Origin of the sequence: Tabrizicola sp. YIM 78059 (genome assembly GCF_004959785.1) — a bacterium.
GTDB classification, from domain to species: Bacteria; Pseudomonadota; Alphaproteobacteria; order Rhodobacterales; family Rhodobacteraceae; genus Tabrizicola; species Tabrizicola caldifontis.
This window is the reverse complement of record NZ_SJZH01000001.1, coordinates 237,514-251,912: the sequence shown is the minus strand read 5'-3', so window position 1 is coordinate 251,912 and position 14,399 is coordinate 237,514. Positions and strand designations below refer to the sequence as shown.

Below are 14,399 nucleotides of genomic sequence, written 5' to 3'. Positions count from 1 at the left end.
GATCACGCGCTCCGGGTGTTCTTCGGGTTCATGGACTTGACGTCCAGAACGGTCGGCTGCTGCGCCTCGTGCGGGTGCGACGGGCCGGCATAGACGCGCAGATTTGTCATCTGCTGACGGCCAAGGCGATTGCGGGTGATCATGCGCTCGACTGCCTTGATCACCACGCGCTCGGGGTGGGCGCCTTCCAGCACCTGGCGCGCGGTCCGCTGCTTGATGCCGCCCGGATGGCCGGTGTGCCAGTAGTAGACCTTGTCGTTGCGCTTGTTGCCGGTCATCTGCACCTTGTCGGCGTTGATGACGATCACATTGTCACCCATGTCCATGTGGGGGGTGAAAGTCGGCTTGTTCTTGCCGCGCAGGATGTTGGCGACGATCGTGGCGAGGCGACCCAGAACGACGCCCTCGGCGTCGATCAGGATCCACTTCTTCTCGATGTCCGCCGGAGTAGCGGTGAAGGTTTTCATCGTGGTTCCCAACGAATAGGGGGGCACCCCTGCCCCCGGAATCTCGGATGCGGGCTTATCGCCGAAGCTCTACTCTGCGTCAAGCGCCTGGTAGAAGATTTAATTCCGTATAATCAATGCCTTGAATTTAGGGTAACATAATACCCCAAAATAGCCTTCCTCTCCGCCCAAATATCCTCCAGGGGCGTGGGGGTAGAAAACCACCACATCCCGAGCCGGTTGGCCGGAACGGCCAGAGGCGAGACGCAAGGCCTGCGGCGGCAGCCGCTCCTTTCGATTACCGCAGTTTCGGCGGGCGCGACGGGTCAAGTCCGGGCGCGGGCGGCGCTTCGGCACGTTCCGGTGCGGGAAGGTCGAAGCGCAGGCCCACCCGTGCCATCGCCAGGGCGACGGGGTCTGATGCCGGCGGGAAGGTCACATCCAGTTCGCCCGCCTCGATTCCGGAAAAGACCAGCGCTTCGCGGATCGCGCGCGCCAATGCCTCCTCTGCTCCGGGCACCGCATCGAGCAGCGCCAGAAGATGCCCCCGCCGACCGTCACGGTAGCGCACCCCGGCCAGCACTGCGGCCACCGCAAGACCGCCAGCTCGGGCAAGTTTGGCGTCCAGGCCCGCCAGCACAGATTCGGGCACCGATGGGGGCAGGAATTCCTCCGGCACCGCCTCGGCTTCTTCCGGTCCGCCATCCAGTGCCTCAGCCAGCCAATCCATTGCCTCGGGCGGCAGCAGCATCGAGGACGGCGCAACACCCAGGTTCACCCCCAGCCCGATCCCCTGCCCTTTCAGCAGGCCTGCGACCACCCGCCCCGGCAGCGCGGCATAGGGCGCGATGCCGCCGGTAAAGGCAGCAAGCCGTTCCTCGCGATCGAAAGCCAGCACTACCGGTCCCGCCTCCAGCTCGAAGACCTTGGGTTCAAGGCTTTCGCCGACTGCCTCGCGCTCCAGCAGGATCACCAGTTCGCCATCAGCCAGCCGCTCGAAAAAGCGCAGACGCAGCGCCTCGTTTTCCGGATCGGCCGAGACGGCGGCATGGGCCGCATCGAGCAGGGTCACGATCTCACTCATCCATCAGCCTCCGCACCTGGGCACGCAATTCGGGAACCAGGTCAGCCTCGAACCAGGGATTGCGCCTGAGCCACCCGGTATTCCGCCACGAGGGATGCGGCAAGGGGAAGACGCCCCTTTCCGCCCAGGCGCGCCACTGTGCCACGGCCGCCGTCACCTTCCGCAGTCCAAGGTGCCAACGGATTGCCGCACCGCCAACCAGCAGCGTCAGCGACACCGTTCCAAGCGCCGCGATGGTCCGTGCACGCCAGGTCGCCGCACAGATCGACGGAGGCGGAAGGTCGGCCCCTTTCGCGTCATAGCCGGGAAAGCAGAAGGCCATGGGCACGATCGCCACGCGCGACAAGTCATAGAATTCGTCTTCCGCCAGCCCCGTCCAATCGCGCAGCCGGTCACCCGAGCGGTCGGTGAACGGGCGTCCGCTGGCGTGTACGCGCGCCCCCGGCGCTTGACCGGCGATCAACAGGCGCGCACCGGCGCGAAACCACACCACTGGCCGCGGCTGGTGCGCCGTTGCCGTGGCTGCGAACCGGCCCGAACACAGCCTGCAATCACGGATGTCCTCGACAAGCCCCATCCCGGACACCTGCCCCCTCTCGCGGCAGGACGCAAGCCCAGACAGCCATTGCAGCGCCCGGTGATCCGCGCTCAGATAGCGCAAAACCGGCCAGAGCCATGTATCGCGTATCGCCCTTCGTCACCCGCTTCGCCCGTGCCCTTCTGGGGGGTGCCATATTGGCCACGGTGTGGGTCAACCTGTCGCCGGCCAGTTATTACGATGCGATCGAATTCCGGCTTACCGACATTGCGCTGCCGGCCTGGCTCCGGCCGCTGCCCCTTGCCCTGACCCCGATGTCCGTTGTCTCTGACGGGCTGATGGCGATGTTCTTTTTCTTCATCGGAAAGGAGCTGTGGGAGGCGCTGGCCCTTCCGCGCGGGGCGTTGCACGGCAGACAGGCAATCCTGCCGCTCGGCCTGTCTCTCGGCGGGATGTTCGGCGCTGGCGGCGTCTGGATGCTGGCCGCCACCCTGTTCGAGACGGCCGAAAAGGCGAGCCTCGGCAGCGGCTGGCAGGTGCCGCTGGGGTCGGATGTGGTCATCTGTTTTCTGGTCGGACGCAGCCTGTTCGGGCCAGGCCATCCGGCCCTGCATCTTCTTCTGGTGCTGACGATCACCACCGACATTCTTGCGCTGCTTGTCCTGGGGCTGACCCGGCCCCTTGCGGCACTGCAACCGATCTGGCTGGGCCTGCCGCTCGGCGCTGCGCTGTGCATCTGGGCGACACTGGGCCGGACGCCGCTGGCCGCATCTTCCGAACGGGCACTGCGGGCCCGGCAGGTTCTGTGGCCCTATGTGCTGGCGGGGCTGGTTTCGTGGCTGGGGGTCGCAGCCTCTGGCCTGCCGCCTGCGCTGGGGCTTCTGCCGATTGTCCCTGCCATTGCCCATGCCAACCACAGCTTCGGGCTGCTTGCGGAAGTCGAAGAGCTGCTGCACGACCCGCTGAACCGGCTGGCCCATGCCCTTGTCCGGCCGCTGACCGTGGTGCTGTTCCTGTTCGGCCTGACACGCGGCGGGGTCGATCTTGCAGCCTTCACGCCGACGACATTGGTAACCCTAGCGGGGCTCTGGCTCGGTCGTCCGTTGGGAATGCTGATCGTTGGCCTTGGTCTTGCTGCCGCCCTTGGGCTGCGGCTGCCCGCTGGCGTCAGCCTGCGCAACATCATGGCCATTGCAGTGATCATGACGATGGGTTTCACCGTGCCGCTGGTGGCAATTGAAACCGCCCTGCCGGGCGGCGTGATGCAGGAGGCAGCCCGCCTTGGCCTGGCCATCAGCCTGCTGGCAGGGCCGGTGGCCCTTGTGCTTGCAGGGGCGCAGCGCAAGGCAGGAAAATCTCCGTGATGGCAGGACGACACGCGGCGATGCCAGGCCCAGGCCCTTTTACCGCCACAAACGGAATGTTAACGCTAGGCTCGTAGACCGGCCGGGGGACCGCACCGGCACCGGGGCAGAAGAACGGAACTCAGAGGCAGGAATGATCGAGTTTCAGGATGTCTCGAAATCGTTCTGGACGGGCAAGCAGCGCAAGGTCATCCTCGACCGCGCCTCGTTCCGGGTGGACCTTGGCAGATCCCTCGGCATCCTTGCCGAGAACGGGGCCGGCAAGACCACGATCATCAACATGATGGCGGGCCTCGAAAAACCTGACGAAGGGATCATCCGCAAGACGTCGCGCGTGTCCTTTCCGCTGGGCTTCATGGGCGGGGTGAACGCCAGGCATTCGGCAAGGGAAAACAGTCGCCACATCGCACGCATTTACGGGCTGGACCCCGACTATGTGGAAAGCTTCTGCCGCTGGGTCTGCGGCCTTGGCGAATATTTCGACATGCCGCTTGCGACCTATTCCTCGGGGATGCGGTCACGCTTTTCCTTTGCGCTTCTCCTTTCGATCGAATTCGACATCTATCTCATCGACGAAGGCATGCCCGCAACAGCGGATGCCGAATTCAACCGAAAGGCGGGAAACATCCTGAAGGAACGCTTGCAGAAGGCCACGGTCGTCATCGTGTCGCATTCACCGCAGACGCTTCAGAAGTTCTGCCGATCTGCCGCCGTCCTGAAGAATGGCAGACTCTACCAGTTCGAGACCCTCGAGGAAGCGAAACGGCTCTATGACTACGAGGCCTAAGGCAGCACGGTTCTACCTGCGTCGCATGGAACGGCCGGCGCCGGCGTCGGACCTGCCGTTCGACAACCACGAGGACGGGTTCGGAACCCAGGACTTCCGGCGCCCCGAAACGGCGGCTACCGGCGCGGACACGCCCGCTTTGCCGAAGGCCGAGGATCCTGATGACGCCGCCATCGCTGCCATCGCGGCCGAAGGGCTGACCGGACGGCAGCTGCGCCGCGCACGCATGGTCGCACAGCAGCACGGCATCCCCCACCGTTCGGACCTTGATGCCGTCCTGCAACTGCGCAGGGCCGGGATCGAACCTTTCTCTCGCTCATCGATGCTGGAGGTGGTCCCGCAGTCTGCCCCGGCCCCGGAAACTGGGCGCAGCCTTGCCCGCCTGCCCGGCGACGAGGTTCAACTGCCCGATCGCGCCCAGCCGATTTCGGCGCCATCGCCCGAACAGCGGGCCCAGGTCAACCAGGCAGCAGAAATCCTGCGGATGCAGCAGGACATCGCACGCCGCCGCAGGCGCAGGCTCGCGCTGCTGGCGGCACGGATGGCGGTGTTCGTCCTGTTGCCCGCCTTCCTGGCCGGCTGGTATTTCTACATGATCGCCACGCCCATGTATGCGACACGGGCAGAGTTCCAGATTCAGCAGGCCGGTCCGGCCGGCGGCGCCTCGGGCGCGCTAGGCGGGCTGTTCTCGGGTACGGCGCTTGCAACCTCGCAGGATTCGATCGCCGTTCAGGGCTATCTGCAATCGCGCGAGGCCATGGCGCGGCTAGAGGCGGATGTCGGCTTTCGCGCGCATTTCCAATCGGAAAACATCGACCCGCTGCAAAGGCTTGGCCCCGACGCGACGATGGAAGAGGCCTACAAGGTCTATAAGCGTTTCGTGAAGATTTCCTACGACCCGACGGAAGGCATCGTCCGGATGGAGGTCATGGCGGCAGACCCTAAGGTGGCCACCGCCTGGGCCGAGCAGCTGGTTGCCTACGCCGAGGAACAGGTGGACCATCTGACCCAGCGGCTGCGGGCCGACCAGATGCGCGATGCCCAGATCGGCTATGATGAGGCGCAGGCAAATCTGGCGGCATCGCAACGCCGGCTGATCGAGCTGCAGGAGAAGTACAAGGTTCTTTCTTCCGAAACCGAAGTCGGGCTTCTGACCTCGCAGATTGCGTCGCTCGAGGGCCAGCTGACACAGGATCGCCTGTCGCTGGCGCAGATGCAGGCGAACGAGAACCCCAATCAGGCCAGGATGGAGCCCTTGATCCGCAGGATCGCCACCCTCGAGAACGAAATTGCCGCCCTGCGGGCCCGCATGACCGAGGGTGGTGAAAATGCGACCAGCCTAGCCGAAGTGCAGGGGGAGCTGCTTGTCGCACAGGCCGATCTTCAGACGCGCCAGATGATCCTGGCGCAGTCCCTGCAATCGATGGAGACTGCCCGGATCGAGGCGAACCGGCAGGTGCGATACCTGTCTATGTCCGTACGGCCGATCCCGACGGATGCGCCAGCCTATCCCCGCGCCTTCGAGAACACTCTGGTCAGCCTCTTGATCATGCTTGGCATCTATCTGATGGTCTCGATGACCATAGCGATCCTGCGCGAACAGGTCTCTGCCTAGGGAAGTGAAATCTGAAATGAATGATGTGACGATCGGCGGGCTGACCGTCGGCAACGACCGGCCGCTTCTGGTGATTGCCGGCCCGTGCCAGCTGGAAAGCCTGGACCATGCCCAGATGATCGCGGGCCGCATGGCCGAGGCCTGCGCTGCCGCCGGGGCGCAGTATGTGTTCAAGGCCAGTTACGACAAGGCAAACCGCACCTCTCTGTCGGGACGCCGGGGTCTGGGGATCGAGGCGGGGCTGAAAGTTCTGGCCGCGGTCCGCGCAATGGGGCTTCCTGTGCTTACCGACGTTCACGACGCTGGCCAGGCGCGCGAGGCGGCGGCGGTGGTGGATGTGATCCAGATTCCCGCCTTCCTCTGCCGGCAGACCGATCTGCTGCTGGCTGCGGGGGAAACGGGTGCCGTGGTGAACATCAAGAAGGGCCAGTTCCTTGCGCCCTGGGACATGGCCAATGTCGCGGCCAAGGTTGCCAGCACCGGAAACGAGCGCATCCTTTTGACCGAACGCGGCGTCAGCTTCGGCTACAACACGCTGGTGGCCGACATGCGCAGCCTGCCGATCATGGCACGGACGGGATATCCGGTGATCATGGACGCCACCCATTCGGTGCAACAGCCGGGCGGCCAGGGCTCCAGCTCGGGCGGCCAGCGCGAGTTCGCCCCCGTCATGGCGCGGGCTGCCGTCAGCCTTGGCATTGCCGGGGTCTTCATCGAAACGCACGAAGACCCGGACCGGGCGCCCTCGGACGGGCCGAACATGATTCCGCTGCGGGACATGCCTGCGCTGGTGGCCAGCCTGATGCACTTCGACCGGCTGGCCAAGGCCGATCCGTTGCGGGTCTGAAGATCACTTTCCGGGGCTGGACAGCAGTTTCAGCCCCACGATCCCGGCCAGAATCAGGACGAAACACAGCATCCGCAGCAGGCTGCGGTCCTCGCCCAGGGCGATCATGCCGTAGGCCGCAGTGCCCACCGCACCGATCCCGACCCAGACCGCGTAGGCGGTGCCGATCGGGATCGTCCGTGTGGCCAGCGACAGCAGATACATGCTGGCCGCGATGAAGAATATGGCAAACAGGCTTGGCCCCAGCCGGGTGAACCCGTCGGTTTTCGGCATGGCCGCGGCATAGAAGATCTCGGCCGTGCCGGCCAATAGAAGGTAGATCCAGCCCATGTGCGTTGACCCCGTTGCTCCGCCTGAATTGCATGGCGCAATCGCAGCTTGCAGGCAAGCGCCGGCTCAGACCGCCTGCCCGGCCGCCCAGCCCGACGACCAGGCCCACTGGAAATTGTAGCCGCCCAGCCAGCCGGTCACATCCACGACCTCACCCACGAAATACAGGCCGGGAACGCCCGCGGCCTGCATTGTACGCCCGTCCAGGGCGCGGGTATCGACCCCGCCAAGGGTGACTTCGGCAGTCCTGTAGCCCTCGGATCCCACGGGGACCAGGCGCCAGTCGCGCAGAAGCGCGGCGACACGATCCAGGGTCGCCGATGACAGCGCCCCCACCGGCAAGGTCACGCCGGTGGCCTCTTCCAGATGCCTGGCCAGACGTTCGGGCAGCCAATTGCCCAGAACCGTGCGCAGCGCCGCCCTGCCCTGCGTCTGCCGGGCCGCACGCAGATCCGCCGCCACATCGCGCCCCGGAAGCAGGTCAAGGTGGATTGGCTCGCCTTCGCGCCAGTAGCTGGATATCTGGAGAATCGCCGGCCCGGACAGGCCGCGATGCGTGAACAGAAGCGCTTCGTCAAAGCCGATCTTTTCGCAAGACACCCTCCCCGGCAGCGAGACCCCCGCCAGCGGGCGCATCCACGTCAGTTCCTGTTCGGCGAAGGTCAGCGGAACCAGTCCGGGCCGGGTTTCCACTACTGGCAGTCCGAAGCTTTCGGCCACCCGGTAGCCAAAGCCGGTCGCCCCCATTTTCGGAATCGATTTGCCCCCGGTCGCCACCACCACCGCCCGGGCCAGCTGCATGCCACGCGCGGTTTCAACCGCGAATCCCGCCGCCTCGCGCCGAACCTCGCCCAGGGCACAGCCAAGCCACAGCGTCACACCGGCCCGTTCCATGTCGCGCACGAGCATGTCCACGACCTGGGTGGCCGAACCGTTGCAGAACAGCTGGCCCAGCGACTTTTCATGCCAGGCGATTCCGGCCGCATCAATCCGGGCGATGAAATCCCATTGCGTGAACCGCTTCAGCGCCGAAAGCGCAAAGCGCGGGTTCTGCGACAGGAATCGCTCGGGCGCGATGTGAAGGTTCGTGAAATTGCACCGCCCCCCGCCCGAGATGCGGATTTTCTCACCGGGCGCGCTGGCGTGGTCGATCACCAGCACCCGGCGCCCGCGGCGCCCGGCTTCGATGGCGGCCATCATGCCGGCTGCCCCGGCACCAAGGATCACTGCATCCCAGATCATCCCGGGCACCTAGCCCGTAAGGGCCTGCGCGACAAGTCGCGCGACGGCGACGAAATTTCGCCGAAGGCCCCTTGCACGCCCCCGGACGCTTCGCTAAACACCGCCGCACGGTTGGGGCGTCGCCAAGTGGTAAGGCAGCGGTTTTTGGTACCGCCATACCTAGGTTCGAATCCTAGCGCCCCAGCCAACCCCCCGACAGCCTGGAAGCAAAAGGACAGCGCCCCGTGACCCTTCGCCCTCTGGTCCTCGCCGCCCTCCTGCCGCTGGCTGCCTGTGGCGGCGGCGGCACGACGACGATGCAGTTCTACCCGCTGCAAGGCGCCATTGCCGAAGCCGACCCGACCCTGGTCATCGAGGCCACGATGCAGAACGTCAGCGGCACCTCTGGCCCGCTGACCTTCCGCCTGCCCGGCCGGGTGCGCTGCGAGGGCACCTGGACCTCGCTAACCCCCAAGACCGTCTCGCGCTCTCGCGGGTTGTCGCTGACGTGGAAGAAGACAGGGGGGGAGGTCGGGGCCGAAACCAAGACTGTGGCCCGCGTGAACGACGGCGAACTTTATGCCGTCTGTTCCGACGGGCGGCGGGTGCAGGGGACGTTCATGATCGGATCTGGCACCGCCAGCGGCACCGGCAGCGCGACCGACACGCTGGGCAACGTCTACAAGCTGCTGTTCTAGGAACACGCCTGAAGCCGACACGCTGCCCCTGCGCCATCCGACATGCCAACGTGGTGCTGGCAGGCGGAACGGAGGATCGCGGTGATACGGTTTCTGGCCCGGGGCATCGCGATCCTGCTGGTCCTGCTGGCTGGCGCGGCGACCTGGTTTTACACCCCGGACCTGCCGCGCGCCAAGCTGGAGGCCGCCTACCTGCGTCACCCCGGCGACCTGGTCTGGATCAACGGCACCCACCTGCATCTGCGCGACGAGGGACCACCTGCCGCACCCGCAATCATCCTGCTGCACGGGCTGGGATCAAGCCTGCACACCTTCGATGGCTGGGCGGCAGCTCTGTCGGCGCGCTACCGGGTGATCCGGTTCGATCTGCCGGGCGCGGGTCTGTCGGGGCCGGATCCTGACAGCCTTTATACCAATGAACGATCCATTGCCCTGCTCTGTGCCGTCCTGGACCGGCTTGAGCTTGAATCAGCCACGCTTGCCGGCAATTCCATCGGCGGGCGGCTGGCCTGGCGCTTTGCCGCTGTGCATCCCGACCGGGTGGACCGTCTGATCCTGATCGCACCCGACGGCTATGCAAGCCCAGGCTTTTCCTACGGCACGGCCCCCGAGCTGCCGCTGATGCTGAACCTGATCCGGTGCTTCCTGCCGAGATGGGCACTGCGCCCAAGCATTGCGGCGGCCTATGGCGACCCCGCCCGCCTGAGCGAGCCGGTGCTGGAACGCTACCACGCGCTGCTGCTGGCTTCCGGCAACCGCAAGGCGATGCTCGACCGGATGCGTCACACGGTGCTGGTAGATCCGCGGCCCCTGTTGCGGCGGATCCCTGTGCCGGTCCTGCTCATGTGGGGCGAAAAGGATGCGATGATTCCCGTCGCGAATGCACGGGACTATCTGGCCGAATTGCCCGACGCGCGGTTGGTGGTGCTGCCCGGCCTCGGTCATGTTCCGCAGGAAGAGGCGCCCGCAGAAAGCCTGGTTCCGGTGATCGAGTTCCTGGACGGCTAGCGCCGCGCCAGTGCCTCGTCCAGCACGGCACGGACGGCATCGCCCGGCACATCCTCGGCCACGAAGGCCCGACCGATGCCGCGCGCAAGGATGAACCGAAGGCGCCCGTCCTGCACCTTCTTGTCCTGGCCCATCAGCGCGATCAGCGCCTCGGTTCCCGGCAGATCGCCCGGGATGTCGCGCAGATCGACCTTCATTCCCATCGCCGCCAGATGCGCACGGATGCGGCTGGGATCCTCCTGGCTGCACAGGCCAAGACGCGCCGAGAGTTCGAAGGCCAGCCCGCAACCTATGGCCACGCCTTCGCCATGCAGCAGACGGTCGGAATATCCGGTCGCCTTTTCAAGGGCATGGCAGAAGGTGTGGCCAAGGTTCAGCAGCGCACGCTCGCCTTCCTCGGTCTCGTCCCGCGACACGATTCCCGCCTTCATCTCGACAGACCGCGTGACCGCATGCAGACGCGCGGCACAGTCGCCAGCCTTCAGCGCCAGGCCGTGCATCTCCAGCCATTCGAAGAAGGCCGCATCGCCCAGAAGCCCGTATTTCACCACCTCGCCATATCCCGACAGGAAGTCGCGCTCGGGCAGGGTCGCCAGGGCATCGATGTCCGCCAGGACAAGGCTGGGCTGGTGGAAGGCGCCAACCAGGTTCTTGCCCTGCGCCGTATTGATCCCCGTCTTGCCGCCCACCGAGCTGTCCACCTGCGCCAGAAGCGTTGTCGGCAACTGCACGAAGCGCACGCCACGGCGCAGGATCGCAGCTGAAAAGCCGACCAGATCGCCGATCACGCCGCCGCCAAGCGCAAGGACCAGATCCTTCCGTTCTACCTTCTGTTCCAGCAGCCATTCGGTGCAGTGCGCCAGATGGTCCCAACCCTTCGTGGCCTCGCCCGGCGGCAGGGCAAGGGCGGATACGGCAATACCTTCGGCCTCCAGTGCGGCTGTAAGCTTAGCAAGGTGAACGGCGGCCACCGTCTCGTCCGTCACCACCGCCACGCGCTTGCGACGCAGAAGTGGCAGGATCTCGGTCCCGGCCCGCGCGAGCAACCCCGCACCGATGCGCACCTCGTACGAGCGCGCGCCCAGATCGACAGAAACCCGGTTCAAGCTTGGTCCTCCACCAGAACATCCGGCCGCGTCAGAAGCGCCTGACGCACGCGGGTGGCCATCTCTTCAACCGACAGGTCGGGCGAGGAATCCACCGTAAGGTCGGCCTTGGCGTAATGGGGCAGCCGCGCCTCGTAAAGCTCACGCAGGGTCTCGCGCGGGTTCGGGGTGCGCAACAGCGGCCGCGTCGTCTTGTGCCGGACCCGCTGCCACAGCAGGTCAAGATCCGCGCGCAGCCAGACTGAAACGCCGATGTCGTGGATCAGCCGCCGATTCGCCTCGGACAGGAACGCCCCGCCCCCGGTGGACAGCACGCAGGGGACGCCGCGCAGCAGCCGGGCAATGACCTCGGATTCGCGGGCGCGAAAGAAGGGTTCACCGTCGCGTTCGAAGATCTCGGCGATGGTCATGTTGGCAGCGCGGACGATTTCCTCGTCGGAATCCTTGAACTCCACACCCAGCTGCCGGGCCAGTGCCGTTCCCACTGCAGTCTTGCCCGCCCCCATCATCCCGACCATCACCACGGTCTTTGCCAGATGCACCATCTTGCCCCCGTCCCATGGGGCATTCCGCCGCCCCGGGGAAAACTTTCTCCTTCAATGGCGTGAAGTTCCGGCGAATGCTATATACATTCGCATCATGAACAGCCTCAGCGGGCGCAGCCTGCCCCGGCCGAGGCCAAGAAGATCGGGCGGATCAAGCCGTCCGGGCAGAACACGAGGAAGGGCAAGCGCATGGGTCGGATCGTCAAGGCTTTGGTGGTGCTGGTGGTATTCGGGTTCATCGGTCTGACGATCTATGCCTATCTTGGCGATCTGACCCCCGTGCAAGGCGAGGTGACGAAGCCTGTGGTGCTGAATGCGACCAATTAGGGCTGCAAGTCTGGTCCTTGCCTGTGCCGGATCGGCGGCGGTGGCCCAGGACGGGCCCCTGTCGGCGATCGACTGGCTGTCGCAATCAGTGGCGACACCGGCGGCGCAGGACACCGGCGGACTGCCCGTGGCCATCGACGAACCGCCGGTGGCCAGCGACGGCGGCGCACTGCCGCAGCCGGTGGCCACCACGGCGCTTGACGGGCCTCAGCCCGATGCCGTGGGCCTGATCCCGCCGGCAGCATCGGGCCTGCCGCACGACTTCTGGGGCGCGGGCCTGACGCGCGAGATCGCCGAGGCGATCATTGCCCATCCTGACGGCGACCTGCCGGCGCTGCGCCAGCTTTTCCTGACGATCCTGATGGCCGAACTTGCCCCCCCGGCGGATGCCGGCGGCCGCGGCGAACTGCTGCAGGTGCGCATCGACAAGCTTCTGGCGTTGGGGGCCCTAGAACAGGCCGCCGCCCTGATTCAGGCAGCTGGGGTCAGCTCTCCCGAACTTTTCCGCCGTGCCTTCGACGTGGCCCTGCTGACCGGGGCCGAAGACCGCGCCTGCGATGGCATGTCCGAGGCCCCGCTTCTGGCCCCCACCGTGCCGGCGCGGATCTTCTGCCTTGCCCGCGCGGGCGACTGGGACACCGCCGCCCTGACCCTGCACAGTGCCGAAGCCCTGGGCGAGATCGGACCGGATCAGGCGACCCTGCTTGCCCGGTTCCTTGACCCCGATCCCTTCGAAGGCGAACCTCCGCCTCCCGCCCCCAACCCGGTCACGCCGCTGGACTGGAAGATGTACGAAGCCATCGGCGAGCCGCTTCCGACCGAAGGTCTGCCGGTTGCCTTTTCCTATGCCGAGATGAGCCCGAAATCCGGCTGGAAGGCGCGGATCGAGGCGGCCGAGCGACTGACACGCGGCGGGACCATTCCCCCGAACGTGATCCTTGGTCTCTACACGGAACGCCAGCCTGCTGCCTCGGGCGGGGTGTGGGACCGGGCCGGCGCCTTCCAGCGGTTCGAGGCGGCGCTGAATTCGGGGGATGCCGGTCGCGTGGAACAGACCCTGCCGGAAGTCTGGGCGCGGATGCAGGAAGCCGAACTGGAAGTGCCGTTTGCCGTCCTGTTCGGCAAGGCGCTGATCGACCTGCCGCTAGAGGGGGATGCTGCCGAAATCGCCTTCCGCGTGGCGCTTCTCTCGCCCTACCGCGAACTGGCCGTGCAGCGGTTGCAGCCCGATGGCCCGATAGAGACCTTTCTTGCCAGACTGGTCGCAGGCGATCTGGCGGGCGTGTTGCCGCCCGACAGCATGGGCCGGGCGATTGCCGCCGCCTTCCGGGCCCCCTTGCTTCCTGCCGAGGGGCAGGCGCTGCTCGACGGCAACCGCAAGGGAGAGGCCGTCCTGCTGGCTATCCGCAGCGTCGGGCGGGGCGTCAAGGGCGACCTGCGCGGGGTGACCGAAGGGTTGTCGCTGCTGCGCGCCGCCGGGCTGGACAGCGTGGCACGGCGCACGGCGCTGGAACTGATGATCCTGGAACGGCGGGGCTAGCGATGCCCGACGCAGAGTCCAGCCGATGGATTTCCACCTTCCTTGATGCCTGTGCCGCCGATCAGGGCGCTGCGCGCAATACCCTGCTGGCCTACGGACGCGACCTGATGGATTTCGCCAACTGGCTGGGCCGGAAAGGGCATACGCTTGCCGGGGCTGACCGCTTGGCGGTCGAGGCCTACCTTGTCCACTGCGATGCGCAGGGGCTGTCAAAGGCAACCCGGGCACGCCGCCTGTCCTCGATCCGCCAGCTTTATCGCTTTGCCTTCGACGAGGGCTGGCGCGGTGACAATCCGGCCCTGCGGCTTTCGGGTCCGGGAAAGGCGCAGTCGCTGCCGAAGACCCTGACCGAGGCCGAGGTCGCCCGGCTGTTGGAGGCGGCGCGCAGGCGCGGCCGCAGCCCGGCAGAGCGGTTGCGCGACACCGCCCTGTTCGAACTGCTTTATGCCACCGGCCTGCGCGTGACCGAACTGGTCAGCCTGCCCCTGGCCGCTGTCCGGGGCGATCCGCGCATGATCCTGATCCGCGGCAAGGGCGGGAAGGAGCGGATGGTGCCACTGTCGACCCCTGCCAGGGCGGCGCTGGCCGAATGGCTGGACCACCGCACCGCCGAGGACGAAGCCGCGCGGCAGGCGGGGCGGGCGACCTCGCGCCATCTTTTCCCCGGCGAGGGGCGTGACGGACACCTCACGCGGCAGCATTTCCACAGCCTTGTCAAGGATGTCGCCGTGCTGGCCGGAATCTCTCCGTCGCGGGTGACGCCACATGTGCTGCGCCACGCCTTTGCCACCCATCTTCTGGCGCATGGCGCCGATCTGCGGGTGATACAGACGCTTCTGGGCCATGCAGATGTTGCCACGACCGAGATTTACACGCATGTGCTTGACGACCATCTGAAGGATCTTGTCCTGACCAAGCACCCCCTGGCCCGCAAGGGCTGACC

At 66.2% G+C, this 14,399-nt stretch carries 16 protein-coding genes and 1 tRNA gene; 10 read left to right on the top strand and 7 right to left on the bottom strand.

Annotated features, from left to right (window positions below; all coding sequences use genetic code 11):
- Window positions 1–2: 2 nt before the first annotated feature.
- The 3 genes from rplM to EZM81_RS01150 form a co-directional block, all read right to left on the bottom strand.
- Window positions 3–467, bottom strand: coding sequence for a 50S ribosomal protein L13 (gene rplM, locus EZM81_RS01160; protein ID WP_135447066.1), 465 nt, complete (start codon window positions 465–467; stop codon window positions 3–5).
- Between the two features lie 277 nt (window positions 468–744).
- Window positions 745–1,518, bottom strand: coding sequence for an SseB family protein (locus EZM81_RS01155; protein WP_169052286.1), 774 nt, complete (start codon window positions 1,516–1,518; stop codon window positions 745–747).
- A gap of 4 nt (window positions 1,519–1,522) precedes the next feature.
- Window positions 1,523–2,107 (bottom strand): uracil-DNA glycosylase family protein, encoded by a 585-nt coding sequence (locus tag EZM81_RS01150; RefSeq protein ID WP_136644485.1) that lies wholly within the window; start codon window positions 2,105–2,107, stop codon window positions 1,523–1,525.
- A 98-nt stretch (window positions 2,108–2,205) separates the two neighbouring features.
- On the opposite strand from EZM81_RS01150, the gene EZM81_RS01145 reads away from it, so the two are divergent.
- The 4 genes from EZM81_RS01145 (at window position 2,206) to kdsA (ending at window position 6,681) form a co-directional block, all read left to right on the top strand.
- Window positions 2,206–3,432, top strand: coding sequence for a Na+/H+ antiporter NhaA (locus EZM81_RS01145; RefSeq protein WP_136644484.1), 1,227 nt, complete (start codon window positions 2,206–2,208; stop codon window positions 3,430–3,432).
- A 133-nt stretch (window positions 3,433–3,565) separates the two neighbouring features.
- On the top strand, window positions 3,566–4,219 hold the full coding sequence (locus tag EZM81_RS01140; protein ID WP_136644483.1) for an ABC transporter ATP-binding protein: 654 nt from the start codon (window positions 3,566–3,568) through the stop codon (window positions 4,217–4,219).
- Window positions 4,203–5,834 carry a capsule biosynthesis protein gene (locus tag EZM81_RS01135; RefSeq protein ID WP_136644482.1) on the top strand — a complete coding sequence of 544 codons (1,632 nt, stop codon included), beginning with the start codon at window positions 4,203–4,205 and terminating at the stop codon, window positions 5,832–5,834. Before EZM81_RS01140 ends, EZM81_RS01135 begins: the two co-directional genes overlap by 17 nt.
- Window positions 5,835–5,850: 16 nt before the next feature.
- The gene (gene kdsA / locus EZM81_RS01130) at window positions 5,851–6,681 is read left to right on the top strand and encodes a 3-deoxy-8-phosphooctulonate synthase (RefSeq protein WP_136644481.1); all 831 of its coding nucleotides are present in this window, start codon (window positions 5,851–5,853) and stop codon (window positions 6,679–6,681) included.
- 3 nt (window positions 6,682–6,684) lie between these two features.
- Here the strand turns inward: kdsA and EZM81_RS01125 are convergent, their stop codons facing one another.
- Both EZM81_RS01125 and EZM81_RS01120 read right to left on the bottom strand, forming a co-directional pair.
- The gene (locus tag EZM81_RS01125; RefSeq protein ID WP_135447080.1) at window positions 6,685–7,011 is read right to left on the bottom strand and encodes a multidrug efflux SMR transporter; all 327 of its coding nucleotides are present in this window, start codon (window positions 7,009–7,011) and stop codon (window positions 6,685–6,687) included.
- 66 nt (window positions 7,012–7,077) lie between these two features.
- Window positions 7,078–8,253, bottom strand: coding sequence for an NAD(P)/FAD-dependent oxidoreductase (locus EZM81_RS01120; protein ID WP_136644480.1), 1,176 nt, complete (start codon window positions 8,251–8,253; stop codon window positions 7,078–7,080).
- Window positions 8,254–8,365: 112 nt separating this feature from the next.
- Here EZM81_RS01120 and EZM81_RS01115 point away from each other — a divergent pair.
- From EZM81_RS01115 to EZM81_RS01105, 3 genes are all read left to right on the top strand, one after another.
- Window positions 8,366–8,440 (top strand) — tRNA-Gln (locus EZM81_RS01115).
- A gap of 37 nt (window positions 8,441–8,477) precedes the next feature.
- Window positions 8,478–8,930 carry a hypothetical protein gene (locus tag EZM81_RS01110; RefSeq protein WP_135447084.1) on the top strand — a complete coding sequence of 151 codons (453 nt, stop codon included), beginning with the start codon at window positions 8,478–8,480 and terminating at the stop codon, window positions 8,928–8,930.
- Between the two features lie 81 nt (window positions 8,931–9,011).
- Window positions 9,012–9,938, top strand: a complete 927-nt coding sequence (locus EZM81_RS01105; RefSeq protein WP_248298095.1) for an alpha/beta fold hydrolase — start codon at window positions 9,012–9,014, stop codon at window positions 9,936–9,938.
- Here the strand turns inward: EZM81_RS01105 and aroB are convergent.
- Together aroB and EZM81_RS01095 are read right to left on the bottom strand one after the other, a co-directional pair.
- Window positions 9,935–11,044, bottom strand: a complete 1,110-nt coding sequence (gene aroB / locus EZM81_RS01100; RefSeq protein WP_136644478.1) for a 3-dehydroquinate synthase — start codon at window positions 11,042–11,044, stop codon at window positions 9,935–9,937. The genes EZM81_RS01105 and aroB overlap by 4 nt on opposite strands.
- Complete coding sequence (locus EZM81_RS01095; RefSeq protein ID WP_136644477.1) at window positions 11,041–11,589, bottom strand: shikimate kinase; 549 nt, start codon at window positions 11,587–11,589, stop codon at window positions 11,041–11,043. The genes aroB and EZM81_RS01095 overlap by 4 nt, the downstream gene beginning before the upstream one ends.
- Before the next feature lie 189 nt (window positions 11,590–11,778).
- On the opposite strand from EZM81_RS01095, the gene EZM81_RS18160 reads away from it, so the two are divergent.
- From EZM81_RS18160 to EZM81_RS01085, 3 genes are read left to right on the top strand one after another with little or no spacing between them, the layout of a single operon-like run.
- On the top strand, window positions 11,779–11,916 hold the full coding sequence (locus tag EZM81_RS18160) for a hypothetical protein (RefSeq protein ID WP_167850869.1): 138 nt from the start codon (window positions 11,779–11,781) through the stop codon (window positions 11,914–11,916).
- Window positions 11,903–13,456, top strand: coding sequence for a hypothetical protein (locus tag EZM81_RS01090; protein WP_136644476.1), 1,554 nt, complete (start codon window positions 11,903–11,905; stop codon window positions 13,454–13,456). The genes EZM81_RS18160 and EZM81_RS01090 overlap by 14 nt, the downstream gene beginning before the upstream one ends.
- Before the next feature lie 2 nt (window positions 13,457–13,458).
- A complete protein-coding gene (locus EZM81_RS01085; protein WP_136644475.1) occupies window positions 13,459–14,397 on the top strand; it encodes a site-specific tyrosine recombinase XerD in 939 nt (312 codons plus the stop codon).
- Window positions 14,398–14,399: the final 2 nt, after the last annotated feature.

Excerpts from the sequence above, each read along its gene's own strand:
- EZM81_RS01150 (WP_136644485.1), bottom strand. The coding sequence starts at position 2,107 with ATGGGGCTTGTCGAGGACATCCGTGATTGCAGGCTGTGTTCGGGCCGG.
- EZM81_RS01120 (WP_136644480.1), bottom strand. The coding sequence starts at position 8,253 with ATGATCTGGGATGCAGTGATCCTTGGTGCCGGGGCAGCCGGCATGATG.
- kdsA (WP_136644481.1), top strand. The coding sequence starts at position 5,851 with ATGAATGATGTGACGATCGGCGGGCTGACCGTCGGCAACGACCGGCCG.
- EZM81_RS01095 (WP_136644477.1), bottom strand. The coding sequence starts at position 11,589 with ATGGTGCATCTGGCAAAGACCGTGGTGATGGTCGGGATGATGGGGGCG.
- EZM81_RS01085 (WP_136644475.1), top strand. The coding sequence starts at position 13,459 with ATGCCCGACGCAGAGTCCAGCCGATGGATTTCCACCTTCCTTGATGCC.
- EZM81_RS18160 (WP_167850869.1), top strand. The coding sequence starts at position 11,779 with ATGGGTCGGATCGTCAAGGCTTTGGTGGTGCTGGTGGTATTCGGGTTC.
- EZM81_RS01090 (WP_136644476.1), top strand. The coding sequence starts at position 11,903 with ATGCGACCAATTAGGGCTGCAAGTCTGGTCCTTGCCTGTGCCGGATCG.
- EZM81_RS01135 (WP_136644482.1), top strand. The coding sequence starts at position 4,203 with ATGACTACGAGGCCTAAGGCAGCACGGTTCTACCTGCGTCGCATGGAA.
- EZM81_RS01145 (WP_136644484.1), top strand. The coding sequence starts at position 2,206 with ATGTATCGCGTATCGCCCTTCGTCACCCGCTTCGCCCGTGCCCTTCTG.
- rplM (WP_135447066.1), bottom strand. The coding sequence starts at position 467 with ATGAAAACCTTCACCGCTACTCCGGCGGACATCGAGAAGAAGTGGATC.
- EZM81_RS01125 (WP_135447080.1), bottom strand. The coding sequence starts at position 7,011 with ATGGGCTGGATCTACCTTCTATTGGCCGGCACGGCCGAGATCTTCTAT.
- EZM81_RS01140 (WP_136644483.1), top strand. The coding sequence starts at position 3,566 with ATGATCGAGTTTCAGGATGTCTCGAAATCGTTCTGGACGGGCAAGCAG.